The organism is Paenibacillus sp. CH40, assembly GCF_024213605.1.
In the GTDB taxonomy this organism is placed as follows: Bacteria; Bacillota; Bacilli; order Paenibacillales; family Paenibacillaceae; genus Paenibacillus; species Paenibacillus polymyxa_B.
Genome location: NZ_JANAVQ010000007.1, coordinates 186,370 through 205,581, shown reverse-complemented (window position 1 = coordinate 205,581; position 19,212 = coordinate 186,370). Strand labels below are relative to the sequence as shown.

18 protein-coding genes are annotated in these 19,212 nt (G+C 45.5%); 6 read left to right on the top strand and 12 right to left on the bottom strand.

Features of this window, described 5'->3' with window-relative positions:
* The first annotated feature begins 3 nt into the window (after nt 1–3).
* Nucleotides 4–189 (top strand): hypothetical protein, encoded by a 186-nt coding sequence (locus NLX73_RS19755; RefSeq protein ID WP_029517162.1) that lies wholly within the window; start codon nt 4–6, stop codon nt 187–189.
* Between the two features lie 156 nt (nt 190–345).
* Here NLX73_RS19755 and NLX73_RS19750 read toward each other — a convergent pair whose 3' ends face one another.
* The 8 genes from NLX73_RS19750 to isdC form a co-directional block, all read right to left on the bottom strand.
* Nucleotides 346–1,974 carry an ABC-F family ATP-binding cassette domain-containing protein gene (locus tag NLX73_RS19750; protein WP_235309950.1) on the bottom strand — a complete coding sequence of 543 codons (1,629 nt, stop codon included), beginning with the start codon at nt 1,972–1,974 and terminating at the stop codon, nt 346–348.
* 283 nt (nt 1,975–2,257) lie between these two features.
* Nucleotides 2,258–3,037, bottom strand: a complete 780-nt coding sequence (locus NLX73_RS19745; protein ID WP_025718721.1) for an ABC transporter ATP-binding protein — start codon at nt 3,035–3,037, stop codon at nt 2,258–2,260.
* A complete protein-coding gene (locus NLX73_RS19740; RefSeq protein ID WP_069290386.1) occupies nt 3,027–4,010 on the bottom strand; it encodes a FecCD family ABC transporter permease in 984 nt (327 codons plus the stop codon). The genes NLX73_RS19745 and NLX73_RS19740 overlap by 11 nt, the downstream gene beginning before the upstream one ends.
* A 14-nt stretch (nt 4,011–4,024) precedes the next feature.
* Nucleotides 4,025–4,984, bottom strand: coding sequence for a heme ABC transporter substrate-binding protein IsdE (gene isdE / locus NLX73_RS19735; RefSeq protein ID WP_254327095.1), 960 nt, complete (start codon nt 4,982–4,984; stop codon nt 4,025–4,027).
* A gap of 158 nt (nt 4,985–5,142) precedes the next feature.
* Nucleotides 5,143–9,135, bottom strand: coding sequence for an NEAT domain-containing protein (locus NLX73_RS19730; RefSeq protein ID WP_254327094.1), 3,993 nt, complete (start codon nt 9,133–9,135; stop codon nt 5,143–5,145).
* 89 nt (nt 9,136–9,224) lie between these two features.
* On the bottom strand, nt 9,225–9,722 hold the full coding sequence (locus NLX73_RS19725) for an NEAT domain-containing protein (RefSeq protein WP_025718714.1): 498 nt from the start codon (nt 9,720–9,722) through the stop codon (nt 9,225–9,227).
* A gap of 32 nt (nt 9,723–9,754) precedes the next feature.
* Nucleotides 9,755–10,222 (bottom strand): NEAT domain-containing protein, encoded by a 468-nt coding sequence (locus NLX73_RS19720; protein WP_025718712.1) that lies wholly within the window; start codon nt 10,220–10,222, stop codon nt 9,755–9,757.
* A gap of 72 nt (nt 10,223–10,294) precedes the next feature.
* Nucleotides 10,295–10,810, bottom strand: coding sequence for a heme uptake protein IsdC (gene isdC, locus NLX73_RS19715; RefSeq protein WP_028541839.1), 516 nt, complete (start codon nt 10,808–10,810; stop codon nt 10,295–10,297).
* Between the two features lie 398 nt (nt 10,811–11,208).
* Here isdC and NLX73_RS19710 point away from each other — a divergent pair, with 398 nt between their 5' ends.
* From NLX73_RS19710 to isdG, 4 genes are read left to right on the top strand one after another with little or no spacing between them, the layout of a single operon-like run.
* The gene (locus NLX73_RS19710) at nt 11,209–12,189 is read left to right on the top strand and encodes an ABC transporter substrate-binding protein (protein ID WP_254327093.1); all 981 of its coding nucleotides are present in this window, start codon (nt 11,209–11,211) and stop codon (nt 12,187–12,189) included.
* A 9-nt stretch (nt 12,190–12,198) separates the two neighbouring features.
* Entirely contained in the window at nt 12,199–13,197 is a 999-nt protein-coding gene (locus NLX73_RS19705) for a FecCD family ABC transporter permease (protein ID WP_254327092.1), read from the top strand.
* A complete protein-coding gene (locus NLX73_RS19700) occupies nt 13,194–13,985 on the top strand; it encodes an ABC transporter ATP-binding protein (protein ID WP_254327091.1) in 792 nt (263 codons plus the stop codon). Before NLX73_RS19705 ends, NLX73_RS19700 begins: the two co-directional genes overlap by 4 nt.
* A 1-nt stretch (nt 13,986) precedes the next feature.
* Nucleotides 13,987–14,337 (top strand): heme oxygenase, encoded by a 351-nt coding sequence (isdG, locus tag NLX73_RS19695; protein ID WP_061831483.1) that lies wholly within the window; start codon nt 13,987–13,989, stop codon nt 14,335–14,337.
* Between the two features lie 219 nt (nt 14,338–14,556).
* On the opposite strand, the gene NLX73_RS19690 is transcribed toward isdG, so the two are convergent.
* The 4 genes from NLX73_RS19690 to NLX73_RS19680 form a co-directional block, all read right to left on the bottom strand.
* Nucleotides 14,557–15,567: an MBL fold metallo-hydrolase gene (locus tag NLX73_RS19690; RefSeq protein WP_254327090.1), complete on the bottom strand. Its 1,011-nt coding sequence runs from the start codon at nt 15,565–15,567 to the stop codon at nt 14,557–14,559.
* A 211-nt stretch (nt 15,568–15,778) separates the two neighbouring features.
* Nucleotides 15,779–15,889, bottom strand: coding sequence for a cytochrome bd oxidase small subunit CydS family protein (cydS, locus tag NLX73_RS25245; RefSeq protein ID WP_007432143.1), 111 nt, complete (start codon nt 15,887–15,889; stop codon nt 15,779–15,781).
* 6 nt (nt 15,890–15,895) lie between these two features.
* Nucleotides 15,896–16,927 carry a cytochrome d ubiquinol oxidase subunit II gene (locus NLX73_RS19685; protein WP_254327089.1) on the bottom strand — a complete coding sequence of 344 codons (1,032 nt, stop codon included), beginning with the start codon at nt 16,925–16,927 and terminating at the stop codon, nt 15,896–15,898.
* A complete protein-coding gene (locus NLX73_RS19680; protein WP_013373071.1) occupies nt 16,924–18,270 on the bottom strand; it encodes a cytochrome ubiquinol oxidase subunit I in 1,347 nt (448 codons plus the stop codon). The genes NLX73_RS19685 and NLX73_RS19680 overlap by 4 nt, the downstream gene beginning before the upstream one ends.
* Nucleotides 18,271–18,621: 351 nt before the next feature.
* Between NLX73_RS19680 and NLX73_RS19675 the strand changes: the two genes are divergently transcribed.
* The gene (locus NLX73_RS19675) at nt 18,622–19,176 is read left to right on the top strand and encodes a MarR family winged helix-turn-helix transcriptional regulator (RefSeq protein WP_254327088.1); all 555 of its coding nucleotides are present in this window, start codon (nt 18,622–18,624) and stop codon (nt 19,174–19,176) included.
* Nucleotides 19,177–19,212 lie beyond the last annotated feature (36 nt).

Sequence of the window (19,212 nt, the reverse complement as noted above, 5' to 3'; positions counted from 1 at the left end):
TTCATGAGCGATGCTAATGAACCACGTAAAGTTAATCTCGCAGATGCCATTCGGGAAAAGCTGGCACAAAAAAAACAGCAGTCCGGCGCTTCACAGCAGGGCGGCTTTCAAGGCGGTTCCACCAAAACACTGAAAAGCCAAAATACGAAGAAGCCGAACAACCAACGCCGTCGTACAGGCGGGTCATAATCCACCTCATAGCCTTTATAGGGTATCAAAAGTCTGGCGTACCTCACTGCCAGAACCAAGTAAGCTATGGGCATGGTACAAAAACGAAAAAGAGGAGTCTCCCTGCCATTTTAATGGCCTAAAGGAGCTCCTCTTTCGTTTATCTAGTTGCTGAAGTTAGCCGATTTCTACCGGATACATACGTTCACGCAACTTTGTGATTTCTTCATTTTCCAAGTACTCATCATAGCTCATCGTACGGTCGATTACGCCGTTTGGTGTAATTTCCACGATGCGGTTCGCGATCGTTTGAATAAACTGGTGGTCATGCGATGTGAACAATATAGTACCATCAAAATCAATCAGACCATTGTTCAGCGCTGTGATGGACTCCAGATCCAAGTGGTTGGTCGGTTCTTCCAGCAGCAACACATTGGCACCGTTCAGCATCATTTTCGCCAGCATACAGCGAACCTTTTCGCCCCCGGACAGCACACTTGCTTTCTTAAGCGCTTCTTCTCCAGAGAAAAGCATACGTCCCAAGAATCCACGCAGGAACGTTTCGTCCTGATCCTTGGAATATTGACGGAGCCATTCCACAAGATTCATGTCCACACCTTCAAAATAGGTGGAATTATCTTTCGGGAAATAAGCCTGGCTAGTTGTAATCCCCCAAGAAAATTCTCCGCTGTCTGCTTCAATCTCGTTCATCAACACCTGGAAGAGCGTCGATTTAGGCAAACCGTTCGGACCCACAAACGCGATTTTATCGCCCTTGTTCACAACCAGACTGAACTCGTTCAACACTTGCTCGCCTTCAACGGTTTTACTGAGACTGTCTACGGTCAGCAGCTGTTTGCCCGCTTCACGCTCAGGCTTGAAGTTAATGAACGGATATTTACGGTTTGAAGGACGGATATCGTCCAGCGTAATTTTATCCAGTTGCTTTTTACGTGAAGTTGCCTGTTTGGACTTGGAAGCATTCGCGGAAAAGCGCTGAATAAAGGCTTGCAGTTCCTTGATCTTTTCTTCCTTCTTCTTGTTCGCATCACGAGTCAATGCAAGCGCAAGCTGGCTGGACTCGTACCAGAAGTCATAGTTGCCGACGTACATCTGGATTTTACCAAAATCGATATCCGCAATATGCGTACATACCTTATTCAGGAAGTGACGGTCATGGGATACAACGATGACGGTGCCTTCATAGTCCATCAAGAAATTTTCCAGCCATTGAATGGATTCGAGATCCAAATGGTTGGTAGGCTCATCAAGCAGCAAATTGTTCGGACGACCAAACAACGCTTGAGCCAAGAGAACGCGTACCTTGTCGTTCCCGCTCATCTCAGACATATTTTTATCATGCAGGTCACGCGGAATACCAAGACCGATCAGCAATGCAGCTGCATCCGGCTCGGCATCCCAACCGTTCAGCTCTGCAAATTCGCCTTCCAGTTCACCGGCACGCAAACCGTCTGCTTCGGAAAACTCCGTTTTAGCGTACAGCGCATCCTTTTCCTTCATGATTTCATACAGACGCGTGTGACCCATAATAACGGTTTCCAGAACCGGGAATTCATCGTATTCATAATGGTTCTGCTTGAGGACTGCCATCCGTTCGCCCGGTGTCATGTGAACCTCACCAGAATTGGCTTCGATTTCACCGGAAAGAATTTTCAAAAAGGTGGATTTACCCGCGCCATTCGCCCCAATCAGGCCGTAGCAGTTCCCAGGAGTAAATTTGATATTTACGTCTTCAAAAAGTGGGCGTTTACCATAACGAAGCGTTACGCCGCTTGTACTGATCATATAAGCATACCATCCTTATCATTAGTAAAGTGCTAAACACAAAATTACCGACGGCAATAGTATAACACACAAAAGATCGGATTCGAACCGTAGTATAAGCATAACCGTCCCTGAATCTCATCCAATATCTTATAAATAAAATAAAAAATGCTTCTGTCTCCACGATTGTCACCTGACGAACACATGGACCAGAACCATTTTCATGTTTTAAATTCGTTGAGATGCCGTGAGGACAGACGCGTTATTCAGTCGCAACATTGATTGTTCTGTGCGCTTGTAAACGTCAGGAAACCCCGACACCTATCGGAATGAGATACATGCCCGCTTCATCATCCTGTTTGATTACGACCTCCACGTCATAGACCGCCTGGATCAGCTCAGATGTAACGACCTCTGTAGGTGGGCCGTTCGCTATAATACGCCCTTCCTTCATGGCAATCATCACATCGCTATACCGAATAGCCTGATTGATATCATGCAGCACCATCACGATGGTCAGTCCATGTTCCTGGTTTAACTGCCGAATGAGCTCTAAAATTTCAAGCTGGTAGTACATATCCAAATAGGTGGTCGGCTCATCCAAAAATAAAATTGGCGTCCGCTGTGCCAAGGCCATTGCAATCCATACACGCTGCCGTTCTCCTCCTGAGAGCTGATCCAACGTGCGAGTTCTACGTTCGTTCAGATTAGTACAGGCTATCGCCCACTCGATCGCTTCCTCATCCTCATCACGTCTCGCTGTGAACATGTTCTTATGGGGCAACCTGCCGAAGCTGACGAGTTTTTCTACAGTCAAGTCGGAAGGTGCCTCATTCTGCTGATGGACTACCGCCAGTTGACGGGCCAGCTCCTTGGGCTTGTAGTGGGCTATCTCCTTGCCGTCCAGAATCACCTGACCCAAGCGGGGAACAGCATTGTTGGACATCACGCTGAGCAGCGTCGATTTGCCGCATCCGTTGGGACCAATTATGGTCGTAATCCGTCCCGACTCAATAACAGCATTAATAGCGTGCAGACGATCCGTTTTCCGATCATATGAGAAGGTTATATCCTTAATGTCCATAGGTGCGATCCGCCTTTCTGATCAGGAATATCAGGAACGGCCCGCCAATGACGGCCATAATAATAGAAGCCGGGATTTCATTGGGAGCAAGCACTGTCCGCCCCAGTGTATCCGCGAGCAGCAACAGCAAGCCGCCGCATAATGCGGAAAATGGAATCAGCCACTTATGATCCGAGCCAACTAGGTAGCGGGCACAATGCGGAACGAGCAGGCCGATAAAGGCAATTACTCCCGCGATGGCTGTAGCCGTTGCTGCAAGCAGCACTGCAATCACAGAAATCAAAAGTCGTGCGCGCGTTACATTGAATCCTAGATTTTTAGCTGTTTTATCTTGAAGAGACAAGAAATTGCACCAAGAGAACACGAGCATGGCTAAAATTAGCCCAATCCCACCATAGGTCACAATAACCTCGACATCTACCCATTTTTTCATAGACAAGGTTGATGTAGTAACCTGGTTAATGCTAGTGACCGCATAACTGCCTCGATAGTTAAACGACTGACCTAGACCGGAAAAAATAGCGTTCACAGCTACCCCGATCAGAATGAGACGAATCGGATGCAAGCCGGATTTCCATGAAAACCCATAAACCATTAGGCAGGCTAACGCACCGCCAATAAATGAAAAGAACGGCATCCAGAAATAAAGCGCCGGAAAGACCGTCACCGCAATCAGCGAGATCAATGCCGCTCCCGAAGAAATGCCGATAACCCCAGCATCCGCCAGCGGATTTTTCATGACGGCTTGCAGCAAAACACCCGCTACTGCAAGTGCTGCACCTGCCATTACGGACACGAAAATTCTCGGTAGTCTCAGGTCCTTGACCACATTCACCTGATCATCTGTACCTGTCCACAATCCGGTCACCAACTGACTCAAATCCACCTTGAGACTGCCTGTCATCGCTGAATACAGCATGACGCCAACGAGCAAGACAATTACAACAATAAGGCTCCAACCTTTTTTGGACATGTCATCAGCTTCCTTTAATTCGAAGGATACAGCATTTTCATCAGCTCATCCAGCGCCGAGTTTGCCGCTAAATTCCCTGTTGTGCCAAACAACGGTTCAGGCAGATCATAGACATGCCCATTTTTCACAGCGTTGAAATGCTTCCAGATATCGTTAGTTTTGAACTCTTCATCGAACATTTTCACTACTTCATCCGGCATCCCGTGTGCAGCGCGCAAAATGATATCGGGGTTGGATTGCTGCAAGGCTTCGGTATTGTGGGCAATGAACTCCACCTTCTCGCCCTGAACCACATTGGTTCCGCCTGCAATTTTAACCAGATCCCCAATATAGGAATGCTCGGTAGCCACCAGATAGCTTCCCGGTACTCCCAGCAAAATCAATACTTTAGGGGATTTCTTCCCTTTGATCTTTTGTTGAATCTCGGCTACTTTCGCATCCAAAGCTCCATTAATCTCTTTGGCCTTATCGGCTTTGCCAAACGTGTCTCCCAGCTTTTGAATTTCTTTTTGCATATTCGCGAGACTTTCAAAATTTAAAAATTCGGCATTGATTTTCAAATCTTTAAATTTAGGCTCCAGATCATATTTCAGTGTCGTCACCGACAGTACGTCCGTCGGCTTCAATGACATCACTTTTTCCATATCAGGACTCATCGGATTACCCACATCAGGCACATCCTTGTAACGGTCAGGCAGCACTTTCGTGCTTGTCGGCTTGCCTGCCAAATCCAGGCCCAGTGCATCCGTGATTTCCGCAATGGCTACCGTAGTCGCCACAATACGAGGAGCTTGAGCTTTACCGTCAGACGACTTTCCGGTTGCATTAGATGTTGCCGCTGATTTCGAACCATCGCTCTGGTTCTGCCCGGGCTGTGCCCCTCCCGAACATCCAGCCAGCAACAAGATCACGATGCCGATTAACATATACAAACCAAATGTTTTTCCTTGAGCCAATGCTATATACCGTTTCATGAAAATCCAGTCACCTCAATTCAAAATATAGAAAAACAGTAGGAGCCCCAACTTTTCGGGTATGTAAATGCTGACAAGTCTTGATGCCGGGGCACCAAGACTTGCTCGCATACAAACTTTGCTGTTATTCAGACTTCATTGATTATCACAACCTGATGCTACTTCGCTTTTAGGCTTTCTTCATCAAATTGGAACTGAACTGTATACCAGTGATCATACGGCACTCCGCCAAGGACCAAACCAGGCACAATGACGTGTGTGTAAGCACCAATTTTCTGAGACAAGTCCCCTACCTCGAATTGAACGACACGTGTATCGCCGGATGTCGAGATTACTTCCACATCTTTCAGGGTACCGTTTTGCTCTACTTGGAGAGCTGGCATCCAGGAACTATTTTTCAAAGTAATTTGAATATAGCGCTTGTCTCCCTTTTCAATCAGTGTAGCTGGCTTGTCGAGATAACCGTCCATAACGGAAGCTTCACTCGTTTTATCTTTAAATACATTGTAATTAATCGTGTATTGCTTCTCGGAAGCCGTTTGAACCGGTTGCTCAACTACTGGTTTTGTTTCAGCCACAGATGCAGTTGTTTCTGCTGCCTTGTCCGTAGAAGCTGCTGTTGGTTCAGTTGCGGTTGCAGTTGTAGCTGCATTGACTCCCTCACCTTTAAGCGATGCACGGTCAAATTGAATCTGTCCGCCGAATTTCTCATTTAGAATGTATTTCTCAGGCAGATATACCTGTGTGTACACACTCAACTTTTTATCCAGATCAGGCACTTCAAACGCAATAGTGTGCGTGTCACCTTTTGTGTCGGAAGCCACAATCGTTGGATTAGCATAGCGGCCTTCAAAGTCCGTTTGGAATAATTTCAAAGCCTGATTGTCCGTTACGGTTACATGGGCCTGGACCTTACCATTTTTTACAATCAACTTCGCCAGACTCTGTACAAATGGAGCCACCAAAGAATCCTTATCCGTTCCGTTTGCAAGCACACGGAAGTTCGCAGTGTACTCTCCATCGGCTAAGTTATTTTTCCCCTGTTCTACTTCGTCTGCTTTGGTTTCGTTGTGATAAGATACATTACTGGTATCGAATTTAAATTCAAAATCGTATACCTTCTCTACCCGATCCTCAGTCTTAAAGACCATCGGAGTGGCACTTGCCACTTTAGGGGCTTCATAGACAACCAGTTGGCCTTTCACATTGTTTTTAAAGTCATTTACGCTAAAACGAACGTGCTTCGTATTGCTTGCTGCATCTTCCTGGGTCACTTCTGCGTCTCGGTAGTCCCCGCTTGCGTTGTCCCAAATGCGCAACGCCTTCACTTCATTACTGTTTTGCAGCTTCAGACCTACAAACCGTTTGTCGCCTTCCACGACCAATTGCGCCGATTCGTGAGTGATGAAGCGTTGAACCGGAGAATCCACTGCTGTTGAGCCATCTGACAATACGATACTGAATTTCAAAGCATATTTGCCATTGACAAGCTTGTCAAAATCCAATTTGACGATAGGATCTGTAGCTCCTGTAGAGGAAGGCTCGACAAAGCTGCGAATAGTAGCAGGCTCGAATTGAAATTGTACATCATATACGTGATCATATGGGATGCCACCCAAATCCAATCCAGGTACGATCACATGTGTATTCACTGTCACTTTATCCGAGAGATTTGGCACTTCAAATTGTACTGTTCGTGTATCTGCGGAGGTCGATTGCTCAACCACCGGAGCTTCTGCACCATTTACTTTAAAGGTTTTGATCCAGCTGCTCTTGTCCATTTTGATCTGAATCACATTTTTACCGGACTGTCTTAGCAGCGTGGCTGGTTTTTGCATATAGCCATCCATCACAGATATTTCATTGCTTCCATTTTTGAGGACGGAGAAATCAATGCTGTATCTGCCGGTTTCAGTCACGGGAGTTGTGCCGCCGTCTGTTCCTTTTACCGCAATGCTGCTGCGGTCAAATTGCAGACGAAGCTTATGATCCATCTCATAAACCCCACCTGGATAGGTCGTGCTCACATGTACCTGTGCATTCAGAATAGCATCCAGATCCGCTACCTTGAATTTCACAACACGTGTATTAGCATTCTTGTCCTCACTTACGATATCTGCATCTGTCAACGTTCCGTTTTGTTCTGTTTTGAACTCCGTCACTGTGGCGCTGTCTTTGATGGTAAAGGAGGCTTCATACTTGCCTTTCAATGCCGTCAGTGTCGCTGGAGATAATAAATATTGCGCCATTGCCGATTTTTGATCCTTTGTTGCGTGCAATGCATCGAATTGGATTGAATACGTTCCATCAGCTAAAACCTTCCCGGGCGTACCTGGCGTCCCAGGATCAACCGGGGATGTTGCCGATCCTAATTGGAGATCGACATTATATGTTTCCACATAATTTAACTCAGGCCAGTTGATGCTTACCCATGCGTTCAGCTTGGCAGGCACTTCTTTAACCTCAAATTCGATAACACGTGTATTCGCCGTTTGATTTTCGCTTACTACGGCCGTATTGGTCAATACTCCGTTTTGTTCTACTTTAAAGCCGTCAATCTGTTTGCTCTTTTTCAAAGTGAACTGTACATATTTCCTGCCCTTACGTTCAACCAGGGTACCCGGTTTTTCTGTATATCCATCCATCATGGACTTTTCACTTGAACCGTCTTTTAACAGCGTAAAGTCCAGATTTGACGTTACTGGAGTTGAACCGTTGTCCGTTCCTGGCTGGTCAAATTTAAGGCGTATTTTGTGGTCTGCACTATACGTACCCATAAGAATATGGACTTGTGCGTTCAAAACTGTATCCAGATTCGCTACCTTGAATTTCACCACACGGGTATTGTCTGTTTTGTCCTCACTTACAATATCCGCATCCGTCAACGTTCCATTTTGTTCTGTTTTGAATTCCGTTACTGTAGTGCTGTCTTTAATGGTGAAGGAAACTTCTTTTTGCCCCTTCAATACCGTCAAAGTCCCTGGAGACACCAGATATTGCGCCATTCTCGATGCTTGATCTTTTGTTGCATCCAGCACATTAAAGTTAATAGAGTACATTCCATCCGCCAAGGTCGGTGGTGCACTAGGGTCAGGTGTAATACTTGTGTCAAACTTGATTTGAACATGATACCAATGATCGTATGGTACTCCTCCCAGTTCCAAACCAGGCACAATCACATGAGTGTAAGCATTCAATTTATTGGATAAGTTGCTTACTTCAAACTCAACCGTACGCTGATTAGCGTCACTAACCTCTGAAATAGTTGCTGCTTCTACAAATTTACCGTTTTGCTCTGTTTGAAATGAAGGAATCCAGCTGCTGTTATTAAATGTCAGTTGAATATACCATTTATCTCCTTTTTGAACGAGCTTTGCAGGCTTTGAGGCGTAACCGTCCATCACAGAAACTTCTTCTGATTTGTCCTTCAGTATTGTAAAATTAAGGACACCCGGTTTCAAGGGAACTTCCGGCTCAGGTGAAGGGGTAGGGGGAGTTACGGGTCCCTCTTTTACAGCTATAGTTGATGGATCAAATTCAATCCAGTTTTGTCTGAGTCTATTATTTAAATTGTAATTCACATCAATTTTCTGTTCCAAATTATACACATCAAATGTTACTATTCGTGGTTCATACGTCTTTTCCCCTTTTACTAAATCTGAAATATGGGCAGGAACGGTTTCTCCGTTTTGTCTAAATTCGATATCTGTAAAGGGAGTATTAGGATTGTCGAGAATTAAAGAAACATGATACGTAGCCTGCCCTACAGTAGAACTCTGTTCAACCGTCAACGTAGCTGGCTTTAGGAACATATCATTATAAGGGGAAGTCACTACCCCTGACACCTTGCTTTCACTTTTAACAACGTAGCTAATAGAATATTCATTAGTATCCTTCACAGTGCTGGAACTCTGTGAGTCTGCGGCTGCTACTGTGTACGCACTTGCCACATCTACTGTTGGAACCACTTCTTCTGGACTTGGCTCTATCGGATATACATCTTGCGTCACAGAGGGCTCGGATACACCAGATTCAGTTGATGAGCTTGTCTCATCAGAAGCAGATACGGTCGGAGCAAATGGGAAAACAACTGAGAGCAGCATAACAATAGCTGCAAACGTCATTAAGTATTTTTTCAATTGCCTTTTCAAGTGTATTAATCCCCCTACTTAAAATATACTCATTTGGAGCTCAATAGAATTCCAAATGAGTATAAGATCAATGTATAATTACTCCACTATTAGATGGAATCTTCGTCAAATAAAAATTGAACAGTGTAATCGTGATCATATGGAATGCCGCCAGTGTATTCTTTAGGCACACTTACATGCAACTTAACATTCAATTTTTGGGAAAAACTACTTACAGGGAACTCTACTATTCTTGTATCACCTGAGGTACTTACCACAGTCGCATTCACATACTGGCCGTTTTGTTGCGTTTTGAATTCAGTGACCCAAGCACTTTTAGTAATAGCTACTCTAACTTTGTATTGACCATTATTAGCGATTAATGTAGCGGGTTTGGCGACATAACCGTTTGAGTCCATGTATGAGGTTTCATTGGTACCATCTTTGTACACTGTATAATCAACGTTATACGTTCCATTAGGCAAAGCCGCATTCGCTTTATTGGCAGAAAATGGAGCTAGTACCACAAAAACAAGCGCTGCCATCAGTACAGTAAGCATTACTTTTTTCAAAGACAATTTTTCCATACGATTCATAATCATGTTCATGTTCTTAATCTCCTTTTACGTTTTATTTTGGATTAGATTTCGTCGAATTGCAGTTGTACATCGTACTTGCCTGTGTAGCCGATTACTGGAATTGTGATTTCAGCGTAAGCATTCACTTTTGCATTCAGATCAGCAACTTCGAATTCCACTACACGAGTGTTGTTCGCAGTATCTGTGCTTACCACAGTCGCATCTTGCAGTACGCCATTTTGCTCTACTTTGAACGTTGTAATCAGATTGCTGCTTTTCACAGTCAGACGAACGACATTTTTGCCATTAGCTACCGTAACCTGAGCAGGCTTCGTCAGGTAGCTATCCAATCGAGAAGTTTCATTGGTTTGATCCTTCAGAACGGTATAATCTACGTTATACGTGCCGTCGGCTGCTGCCGCTTTAGCTGAGAATGGAGCAACGAGTGCAAAAACAAGCGCTGTCATGATCAATGCTACAAATACCTTCTTAAAAGAAAATTGCTCAAAGCGATTCATTACCATATTCATATCTACACACACTCCTCAATTTTTTATGCTTCAATTTGTGTTGATTTTATGAACGATAAAGATGGCTTGAATTTACTTCTTGGAAGATTTAGTTGATTTCGCTGACTGGACGGCTGCTATTTTTTTGACGCTTTTGGAATCAAAAGCGAAGCGGATCGTATAGTCATGATCGTAGTTATACGCAGGGACAGTAACATGAATTTTAGAGATTAGCGGGCTGTTCACACTCGTAATTGGAAATTGTACGGTGCGGGTATCGGTTTTGGCATCTTTATGGATGACCTTTGTATCGATGATTTTGCCTTTGTAATCTACTTTAAACCCAGTTGTCCATTCGCTATGATTCAGCTTAATTTGCATGGTCATTTGACCTTTTTTTACATACAACTTAGCTGGTTTTTCAAAATAATCATTAGCCATGGACACCGAATCATTTTCTGCCTTGAGGATATTGTATTTGAGCGTGTATGTACCATCCGCCAATTTTGGAGAAGCCGCAGCGGCTACTACAGATGACGAAGTTGGCCAAAAGCTCAGCACACTCACCAGCAGAAACACAGCAATAATTGCAGAATACCCCTTCTTCATTTTGACAGCAGTCCCTCCCCACGAGAATAAACTAATTGATTATCATTCTCAATTGATAATTTAAAAAAAATAGCTCTTTTCGAGCTTGTCTCCCCACCTCTCTATTCCATAATTTCGCAAAATCAAGTAAACCCATCACCAATATATCTTACACTTTTCGAAAATGTCAATATGTATTTGTGTGTACGTAATCCCTTGATATATGCTATTTTTTAATAAAAATTTGTAGTTCCTTCTTCTATAATTCGAATTACTCTCTTTTATTTTTAGTTCAAAATTTATTTAAAAATTTGCTTTTTTCAATTGACAATCCCCAGTGATATTCATTATCATTCTCTTATACATAAATGAAAATGATTATCATTATTGTTTAACTCGAAAATTGCAGGAGGAATAATATGAAATCTTATGTGTTGTGGTCGTCCGCAGCGCTTTTATTGGCAGTTACCGGATGTAGTAATGGTGCCTCGACCGCAGATCACAAACAAGCCAGTGCTTCCGTATCTACCGCTTCAAGCACGACAAGTGGCGCGACGATTCAAGTTACTGATTTCTCAAACCGGATGTTGGCCTTTCAAAAGGTCCCTCAACATATCGTTGCGCTCAGCAATGGCGATCTGGATATTATTTACGCATTGGGCGGGACAGCCGTGGGCAGGCCCAACTCCAATGGACCCTCCGTCGTACCTGCTGCTGAAAACGTTCAGCAAATAGGCTCCACTCACGAAGTTGATCTGGAGAAAATTACGATGCTCAAACCGGATGTCGTGCTAGGCAATTATCCTATGAATGAAAAAGACATTCCAGCCATTGAAGGAGTCGGTTCACAGCTGCTGCTGACGGGAGCCAATTCAGTTCACGATATTCAGTCGCAAATTACGCTGTTCGGACAATTACTGCAAAAGCAGGCTCAGGCCGTGAAGCTGAACCAGCAAATTGACCAACAAGTAGCTAAGCTGCAAAAGGAAACCGCTTCTGCCTCCAAACCGAAGGTGTTGCTGGTCTACGGAGCCCCGGCTACGTATATGGCGGCACTGCCAAATTCACTAAGTGGAAACATTCTGGAAGCTGCGGGTGGCTCGAACATCGCCGCTGATTTTCCGGGCCTGCAAAATTTCCCGCAATATGCGCAGCTGAACACAGAACGCATCATACAGGCTGACCCTGACTACATCTTCATCATGACCCATGGCAATACGGAAGATGTTAAAGCCGCATTTATAAAGGAAATGCAGGAAAATGCAGCTTGGAACGGAATCCGAGCAGTCAAAAACAATCAGGTCGAGGTTTTACCTTCAGATCTGTTCGGTACGAATCCGGGCACACGTGTCACTAAAGCGCTGGATTTGATGCATCAAAAGCTGTATCCGGCGAAATAGGCGATGGAGATGAACAAACTACAGCGCGCCAGAAGACGCACCATCGCCTGGATTACCCTTCCGATTCTACTGCTGGCCGTCTCTGTGTACGGTCTGGCCTACGGTTCGGTGTCGATTCCACTTCAAGAAATCAATCATGTTTTGCTACATAATGATGAATCTACCTATCGCACGATCCTGATGGATCTCCGGCTACCTAGAGTATTAGTAGGTTTACTGGTGGGAGCTTGTCTTGCAGCTTCCGGAGCACTTCTTCAAGGTGTGATGAAAAATCCATTGGCTGACCCTGGCATTATTGGTGTATCGGCTGGAGGTGGACTTGCCGCCGTCATTACGATGGTGATGCTTCCACAGCTCAGCTACCTTCTTCCGATAACCGCCTTTTTGGGAGCCTTTCTGAGCGCAATCGTCATTTATCTGCTGGCTTGGGACCGAGGGGCATCGCCTGTCAAAATTGTGCTCGCTGGCGTTGCGATCAACGCGCTGCTGGGCGCACTCACCAACGGCATAATGGTCATGTACAGCGACCGCGTACAGGCCGTTCTTCCTTGGCTATCCGGCGGATTAAACGGAAGAAGCTGGCATCATCTAGAGTTTATGGCGCCTTACGCCATCATTGGATTAATCGCCTCTTTCTTTGCAATTAAACCTGCTAATTTACTGCTGCTGGGCGACGATTCAGCACAGCTGCTTGGTCAGCGAGTAGAGCTTCAACGTATGCTCATTATCCTGCTGTCTGCCCTGCTCGCCGGTACAGCGGTCAGTGTAGCCGGGCTAATCGGCTTTGTAGGGCTGGTCGTTCCCCATGTCATACGGCTGCTAATCGGGGAAGATTATCGTTTCCTCCTCCCCCTTTCCATTGTAGGCGGTGGAACGCTGGTTGTCCTCGCAGATACAGTGGCACGATCCTGGTTTGACCCGATTGAACTGCCTGTAGGTATTTTGTTAGCCGTCATCGGGGCACCGTTCTTCTTAATCCTGCTCAAGAAACGGGGGAGTTTCGGATGACAGCCATTCAGAGTGAGCATATCTCCTTACAACGTGGGTATTTCCAGCTGGACGATGTGAATATCACCTTGCCTGCTGGTCAGCTCACCGCGATCGTCGGACCGAACGGTTCAGGCAAGTCCACGCTTTTGCGGATTATGACCCGGTTGCTCAAGCAGGATCAGGGTCAGATTTCCGTGCTGGGCAAACCCGTGCAGGAATACAAGCGGCGTGATTTTGCCCAGACGATTACAATGCTGCCGCAAATGAAGGATATGCTGCCGTTATTGACGGTCCGCGAGCTGGTCGCTTACGGGAGATCTCCTCATGCCAAAGGCTTGAGGGTACGCCATACCGGACAGGACCAGCAAATCGTGGACCATGTCATGAAGATCACGGGCATCCAGCCCTATGCAGATCGAATGTTCCATACTCTATCAGGAGGTGAACAACAAAAAGCGCGAATTGCAATGGCTTTGGCCCAACAAACAGGTATTCTTTTGCTCGATGAACCGACCACTTTTCTGGATATCGCCCACCAATTTGAAGTTATGGATATGCTGCGGCGTATCAATCACGAGTCCGGCTTGACGATTGTTATGGTACTGCATGATTTGCAGCAAGCTGCGGCCTATTGTCATCATATGATTGCACTTAAAAAGGGACGAATCGCCGTTGCCGGCGAACCCCGTGAGATTTTGACGTCTGCTTTTCTTCGCGACATTTATGAAATGAACGCTACCATCAAATTTGAGGATGGCTATCCGGTTATTATACCGACCATACCACATCATTCAGGAGGAATTTAATATGGTTATCGTTACAAATACATCTAAAATCACACCGGGCAATGCACATTTACTCATCGAAAGATTTAACAAAGAAGGAAAAGTTGAAAAAATGGAGGGCTTTCTCGGTCTGGAAGTACTGCTGACTGAAAACACGAAAGATTATGAGGAAGTAACCATCAGTACACGCTGGAAAGAAAAAGAGAACTTCCAAGGCTGGACGAAAAGCGAAGCATTCCGCGAATCCCATAGCCATCGTCAAATTCCGGACTATATTATTGAAAATAAAATCACGTTCTATGAAGTTAAAATCGTTCGTCATCCCATCGCCAACAGCGATTCCTCTTTGGCAAGTGATTCCGAAGCAGTTTAATCATGCATTATAGCTAAAAACCAAAAAAAGCGGCTTGGCAGGCAAAATTAATTGTCCGCCGAGCCGCTTTTTTTATCAGGATTTTGCAAAATTCGATTCCAGTCGCTCCGAAGTACAAGATATAGACGAACTAAAACATTTCGATCTATATCTTATTCATTGGAAGTCGCTTATTGGATTTTTGCAAAATCCTCTTATATAAGGATTATGTCGAATTCCTCAAATTGTAGTTGAGCAGCGACGTCCAATTTTCAGCGTCTCTCCGTGCCCAAGAACATGAATGCGTTCCTTCGCAATACCCATACGCTCACGCTCCGCTTCGAGCCGGTCCAGCGCCTCTCTTGGCGTATCATCCGCCAGCTTGAAGGCTCCGTAGTGCATCGGAATCATCTGATCTGCACCACAATCTACAAACCCTTGCAATGCCTCCTCCGGTGTCACGTGCTGCGAGGTCATGAACCATTCCGGTTCGTACGCGCCAATCGGCATAAAGGTCAGGTCAATGGCAAAGCGCTCGCCAATCTCCTTAAACCCACGAAAATATCCGGTGTCTCCCACAAAATACAACGTTGGTGCATCCTCTGAGTCTGCACTAGAATGAGGATGGGATTCCGTGACGGACGTGGCAGAGCCAATCACCTGCTGTTCACTTTGCAGAACGTATCCACCCCAATGCGAAGTATTGGTATCAAACGGCGTGCGTCGTGTCCAATGCTGGGCTGGAACAAACGTAAATCGTACCCCCCCTACCGTAAAATGCTCCCACCATTGCAGCTCATGACAGTTTCGAAAACCTTTGCGGATCATTTTCGCCTTTAACCCCGAGGGGACAAGCATCAACGTATCTGCACGATATAATTTCCGCAACGATTCTAAATGTAAATGATCGTAATGGGAATGAGACAGCAGAATGATGTCCAGTGGTGGTACATCCTGAATACGAATGCCGGGCGGAGCCAACCTTTTATCAAAAGCCATACGCTCTGCCCATACCGGATCGGTGACGATATTCAGCCCAAGATACTGGATGAAAAAGGTGGAATGTCCCACCCAGGTGGCTGTCGCCATCTCCCGATTGCTATGCAGAAATTCCAGCTCCGGGGGATGGTTTGGCACAACGAACGTATAATCCTTTATTTTGCTGCGTCGCTCCTGCCGCCATTGTCTGAATTGCTTGATTGTTTTATCGGTATTTACATGATCCATATTGTTAAAACGTACTTTGGGCATGATGCAGCTCCCTCCCTGATGAACCCGTTCTCCAAAAAACACAGCGGTTCAATTTAACTATATATTGTCACTCGAGTGTGAACATGAAATGATGCAACATCCTGATATATGTAAAGTATAATTCAATCACGTCTGTAAAGGAAATTCTGCGATAATACAGCAAAAACAGACCTCCCGGATCAATCAGGAAGGCCTGTTCCACCTGTAGTTGTCAGTCCTGTGGATTTTTAAAGCGTGCCGAATAAATAAACAAAAACACAATCGCCACGACAATAATGATAGGTGACTCGTACATAATCGTAAAATGCTCGAAAGCAGCCACTCTAACTCACCCTTTCTTCCCTTCATGTCCGCGCACATATTTTGCATCGAACAGAAACAATCTTAATATCAGGATCAGCGAAGGGATCAGCACCAGCAGACCCGCAACAAACGCCGTAATCAACGCATACGCCATCGTAGAATTTGTAAAGCTGTCGTAGACATTAATATAGGGATACAGAACATACGGGAGATGCGAGCGGCCGTAGCCATACCAGGCAAATGCAAATTGCAACATCACCAATATGAATGAAACCCCCAGATGCCGCCGCTGCCATACCAGATAAACTGCTCCTGCAAAGCATATGAAGGATGCAACAAACATCCAGGCTATGTTCAGCATATTGGTAAAATGATCTGGATTTTGTTTGTTAATCTGAAAAAATGCGAGCAGACTCGCAACAATCGTTGGGCCGCTCCAAAGCAGCGCATATCCCCGTACAATTTCAAAAGCGACCTTGTCTCCCGCCCTTTTGGCATAATAGGCCAAAAACATCGCCGAGATATACAGCACGCTCACCAGCGCCAGAATAATAACCGCCCACGTGTAGGGATTACTTAATAGCTGACCCCATTGCAGGTGTAAACCTGTACTGTTTTCTACAATAATGCCGCCCTCCGAAATAGCGAGAACTGTGGACAGTGCCGCCGGAATCAGCAACCCTGTCGCACCGTACAACGCCATGTAGACGATATTATTTTTACCGGAATGCCCATACGTATTGTATGCATAGTACACTCCCCGGATGGCAAGAAGCACAATCGCAATACTGCCGGGAACGAGTAACGCCGTACCATAGTAATATGCCGCATCCGGGAAGAACCCGTTTAATCCCACCACAAAAAAGATGAGAAATACGTTTGTTACCTCCCACACTGGGGATAGATACCGTTGAATGATATTGTGGATTTTGTTCTGGTGGCCTGTTAACACACTGTAAAAGCTGAAAAACCCTGCACCAAAATCAATGGATGCCACAAGCAAATATCCGAATAGGAACGTCCACAAAATGGCGATACCTACAATTTCATAGCTCACTTGCCTTCAGCCCCTTCCAGGCCCAGCTGCCTTATCTCTTCCACCGCATCCTTATTGCGGAATAGCTTGCTGAGTACCTTAATGGCCGAGAAACACAACACCAGATACAAAATAACAAACAACACCAGCATCCACCCGACACTCGTAGAAGTGGTCGCTGCTTCGGAGACCTTCATATATCCGCGTAAAATCCACGGCTGTCTACCGACCTCCGCAAACATCCATCCGAGCTCAATAGCTACCATCGCCATCGGCCCCACCAGAATGAGCGCCAACAGCAGCCATCTGGGGTATGGTTTGCGGCCTGGCAAACGCTTGCGGATCAGATATAACAGCGGAATGACGAGAATCAGCACTCCTGTGGTGATTTTGAGGTCAAACATATAATGAATAGACAGCGGCGGACGCTCCTCCACCGGATAGTCATTTAATCCCTTAACCTCCGTACTGGGCAAATTACCAGCCAGCACACTAAGTGCATAAGGCACTTTCAAGGCATATTTGATTTCACCGTTTTCATCCATAAAGCCACCATATACAAAGGGGGCGTGCGTCATCGTATCAAAATGCCATTCGGCGGCAGCCAGCTTCTCCGGCTGATATTTGGCCAGAAATTTACCGGATGCGTCTCCGATCATCACGGTGCTGATGGCAAACACAATGGTACAGGTGGCAGTCAGCTTTAGCGCCTTTTTAAAATAAGGGTGATTACGCCCTCGCAGCATGCTGTAAGCAGCCAGCCCCATCAGCACACCAGCGCTCAATGTATACGAAGAAGCCAATACATGGGACACTTTGGTTGGCGTAGCCGGATTTAGCATAGCCTCGATGGGATGAATATTTGTCATGACTCCATTTTTGAGTGTAAAGCCTTGAGGTTGGTTCATGAACGAGTTCACAGTCGTAATAAAAACCGCTGAGGCAGACGAGGCAATCGCTACCGGGATGAGCAGCATCAGGTGAAAATATTTGCTTTTAAACCGATCCCAGGTATACAAGTAGATGCCCAGGAATATAGCTTCGATGAAAAAAGCAAACGTCTCCAAAAATAGAGGCAGCGCAATCGCTTGTCCAGCCACCCGCATAAAGGTGGGCCAAAGCAAGCTGAGTTGCAGACCAATGGAGGTGCCTGTAACGACACCCACGGCAACGGTAATGACAAACCCTCGCGCCCACCGTCGGGCCAGCAGTGTATAATGCGGATCACCAGTTCGTAGCCCGCGCCATTCTGCTAGTGCAATCATTAAGGGTACGCCAACGCCGATGGATGCAAATACGATATGAACAAACAGGGTAATTCCGGTCAGCATCCGGCTTAGCAATACAGGGTCCAGTGAAGACAAATGGGTTTCACTCCTTCATTTCACATTTTAAACATCGCGGATCACTCTGGATTACCAACTAAGGAGTCAAGCGAGCTATGCTTTTAATTACGGCGTATAGCATAATGGCCGCAATTACTATACATACAATAATGAGCGTTCTTTCCTGCTTGCGGAACATAGGAACGCCTCCTTCACTTATCTATTGGCGCATTTTGGTAACCTATTCACAGTTTGGTTCATTCTATTGAGTTTTAACCCTGCTTCTGCATTGAATGTAGCAGTATTTCTTTTTAGATATTGTTTTATGCATTTCAATACGCTATATTGATATATAGTTAGATAACCTAATTATATGAAAAGAGTGAATGTATGCCACCAAAACAAAGTAAGCGGGACACCGTCCAGCAACCTCTTCCCCGTCTGGGCCCAGAACCTTATCTGGAGTTAATGGATCAAACTGCCCTTGCAGGAACGGATCGACAACTTGCCCGCATGGGTCTCTTCTTGCTATGGACGAGCGATAACGTGCTCGACGCGATCGATCTAGATCTATCTGCTTACGGTCTCACAGAGAGTAAGCTCGATCTGTTGTTGCTGTTGACACTGCACCAATCTCAGGCTCAGATGAGCCCCTCTATGATTGCCGACCGTCTAGGAATCCGGCGTGCATCTGTTACATCCCTCCTGGACTGGACAGAGCAACGAGGATGGATTATCAGAGAACATAATTCTACAGATCGACGCAAAATTCATGTACGCATTACAGAAGCGGGTTCTCATCTTGTACAGCAGGTGCTCCCTGTTTTTTGGTCTTCCTGTGCTTCACTAGCGAGTATTTTGGAGCCTGAGGAGCAGGTCGTTTTTTCACGGATTATAGAAAAAATCCATCATTATATGGAAGGCAGACTGGGGGTGGGCAGATAAATTTTTTTAAACATATAATTAGGTTATCTAATATAT

Excerpts from the sequence above, each read along its gene's own strand:
- NLX73_RS19705 (WP_254327092.1), top strand. The coding sequence starts at position 12,199 with ATGAACAAACTACAGCGCGCCAGAAGACGCACCATCGCCTGGATTACC.
- NLX73_RS19740 (WP_069290386.1), bottom strand. The coding sequence starts at position 4,010 with ATGTCCAAAAAAGGTTGGAGCCTTATTGTTGTAATTGTCTTGCTCGTT.
- NLX73_RS19750 (WP_235309950.1), bottom strand. The coding sequence starts at position 1,974 with ATGATCAGTACAAGCGGCGTAACGCTTCGTTATGGTAAACGCCCACTT.
- isdE (WP_254327095.1), bottom strand. The coding sequence starts at position 4,984 with ATGAAACGGTATATAGCATTGGCTCAAGGAAAAACATTTGGTTTGTAT.
- NLX73_RS19690 (WP_254327090.1), bottom strand. The coding sequence starts at position 15,567 with ATGCCCAAAGTACGTTTTAACAATATGGATCATGTAAATACCGATAAA.
- NLX73_RS19725 (WP_025718714.1), bottom strand. The coding sequence starts at position 9,722 with ATGAACATGATTATGAATCGTATGGAAAAATTGTCTTTGAAAAAAGTA.
- NLX73_RS19755 (WP_029517162.1), top strand. The coding sequence starts at position 4 with ATGAGCGATGCTAATGAACCACGTAAAGTTAATCTCGCAGATGCCATT.
- NLX73_RS19745 (WP_025718721.1), bottom strand. The coding sequence starts at position 3,037 with ATGGACATTAAGGATATAACCTTCTCATATGATCGGAAAACGGATCGT.
- isdG (WP_061831483.1), top strand. The coding sequence starts at position 13,987 with ATGGTTATCGTTACAAATACATCTAAAATCACACCGGGCAATGCACAT.
- NLX73_RS19675 (WP_254327088.1), top strand. The coding sequence starts at position 18,622 with ATGCCACCAAAACAAAGTAAGCGGGACACCGTCCAGCAACCTCTTCCC.
- NLX73_RS19700 (WP_254327091.1), top strand. The coding sequence starts at position 13,194 with ATGACAGCCATTCAGAGTGAGCATATCTCCTTACAACGTGGGTATTTC.
- NLX73_RS19720 (WP_025718712.1), bottom strand. The coding sequence starts at position 10,222 with ATGAATATGGTAATGAATCGCTTTGAGCAATTTTCTTTTAAGAAGGTA.
- NLX73_RS19710 (WP_254327093.1), top strand. The coding sequence starts at position 11,209 with ATGAAATCTTATGTGTTGTGGTCGTCCGCAGCGCTTTTATTGGCAGTT.
- isdC (WP_028541839.1), bottom strand. The coding sequence starts at position 10,810 with ATGAAGAAGGGGTATTCTGCAATTATTGCTGTGTTTCTGCTGGTGAGT.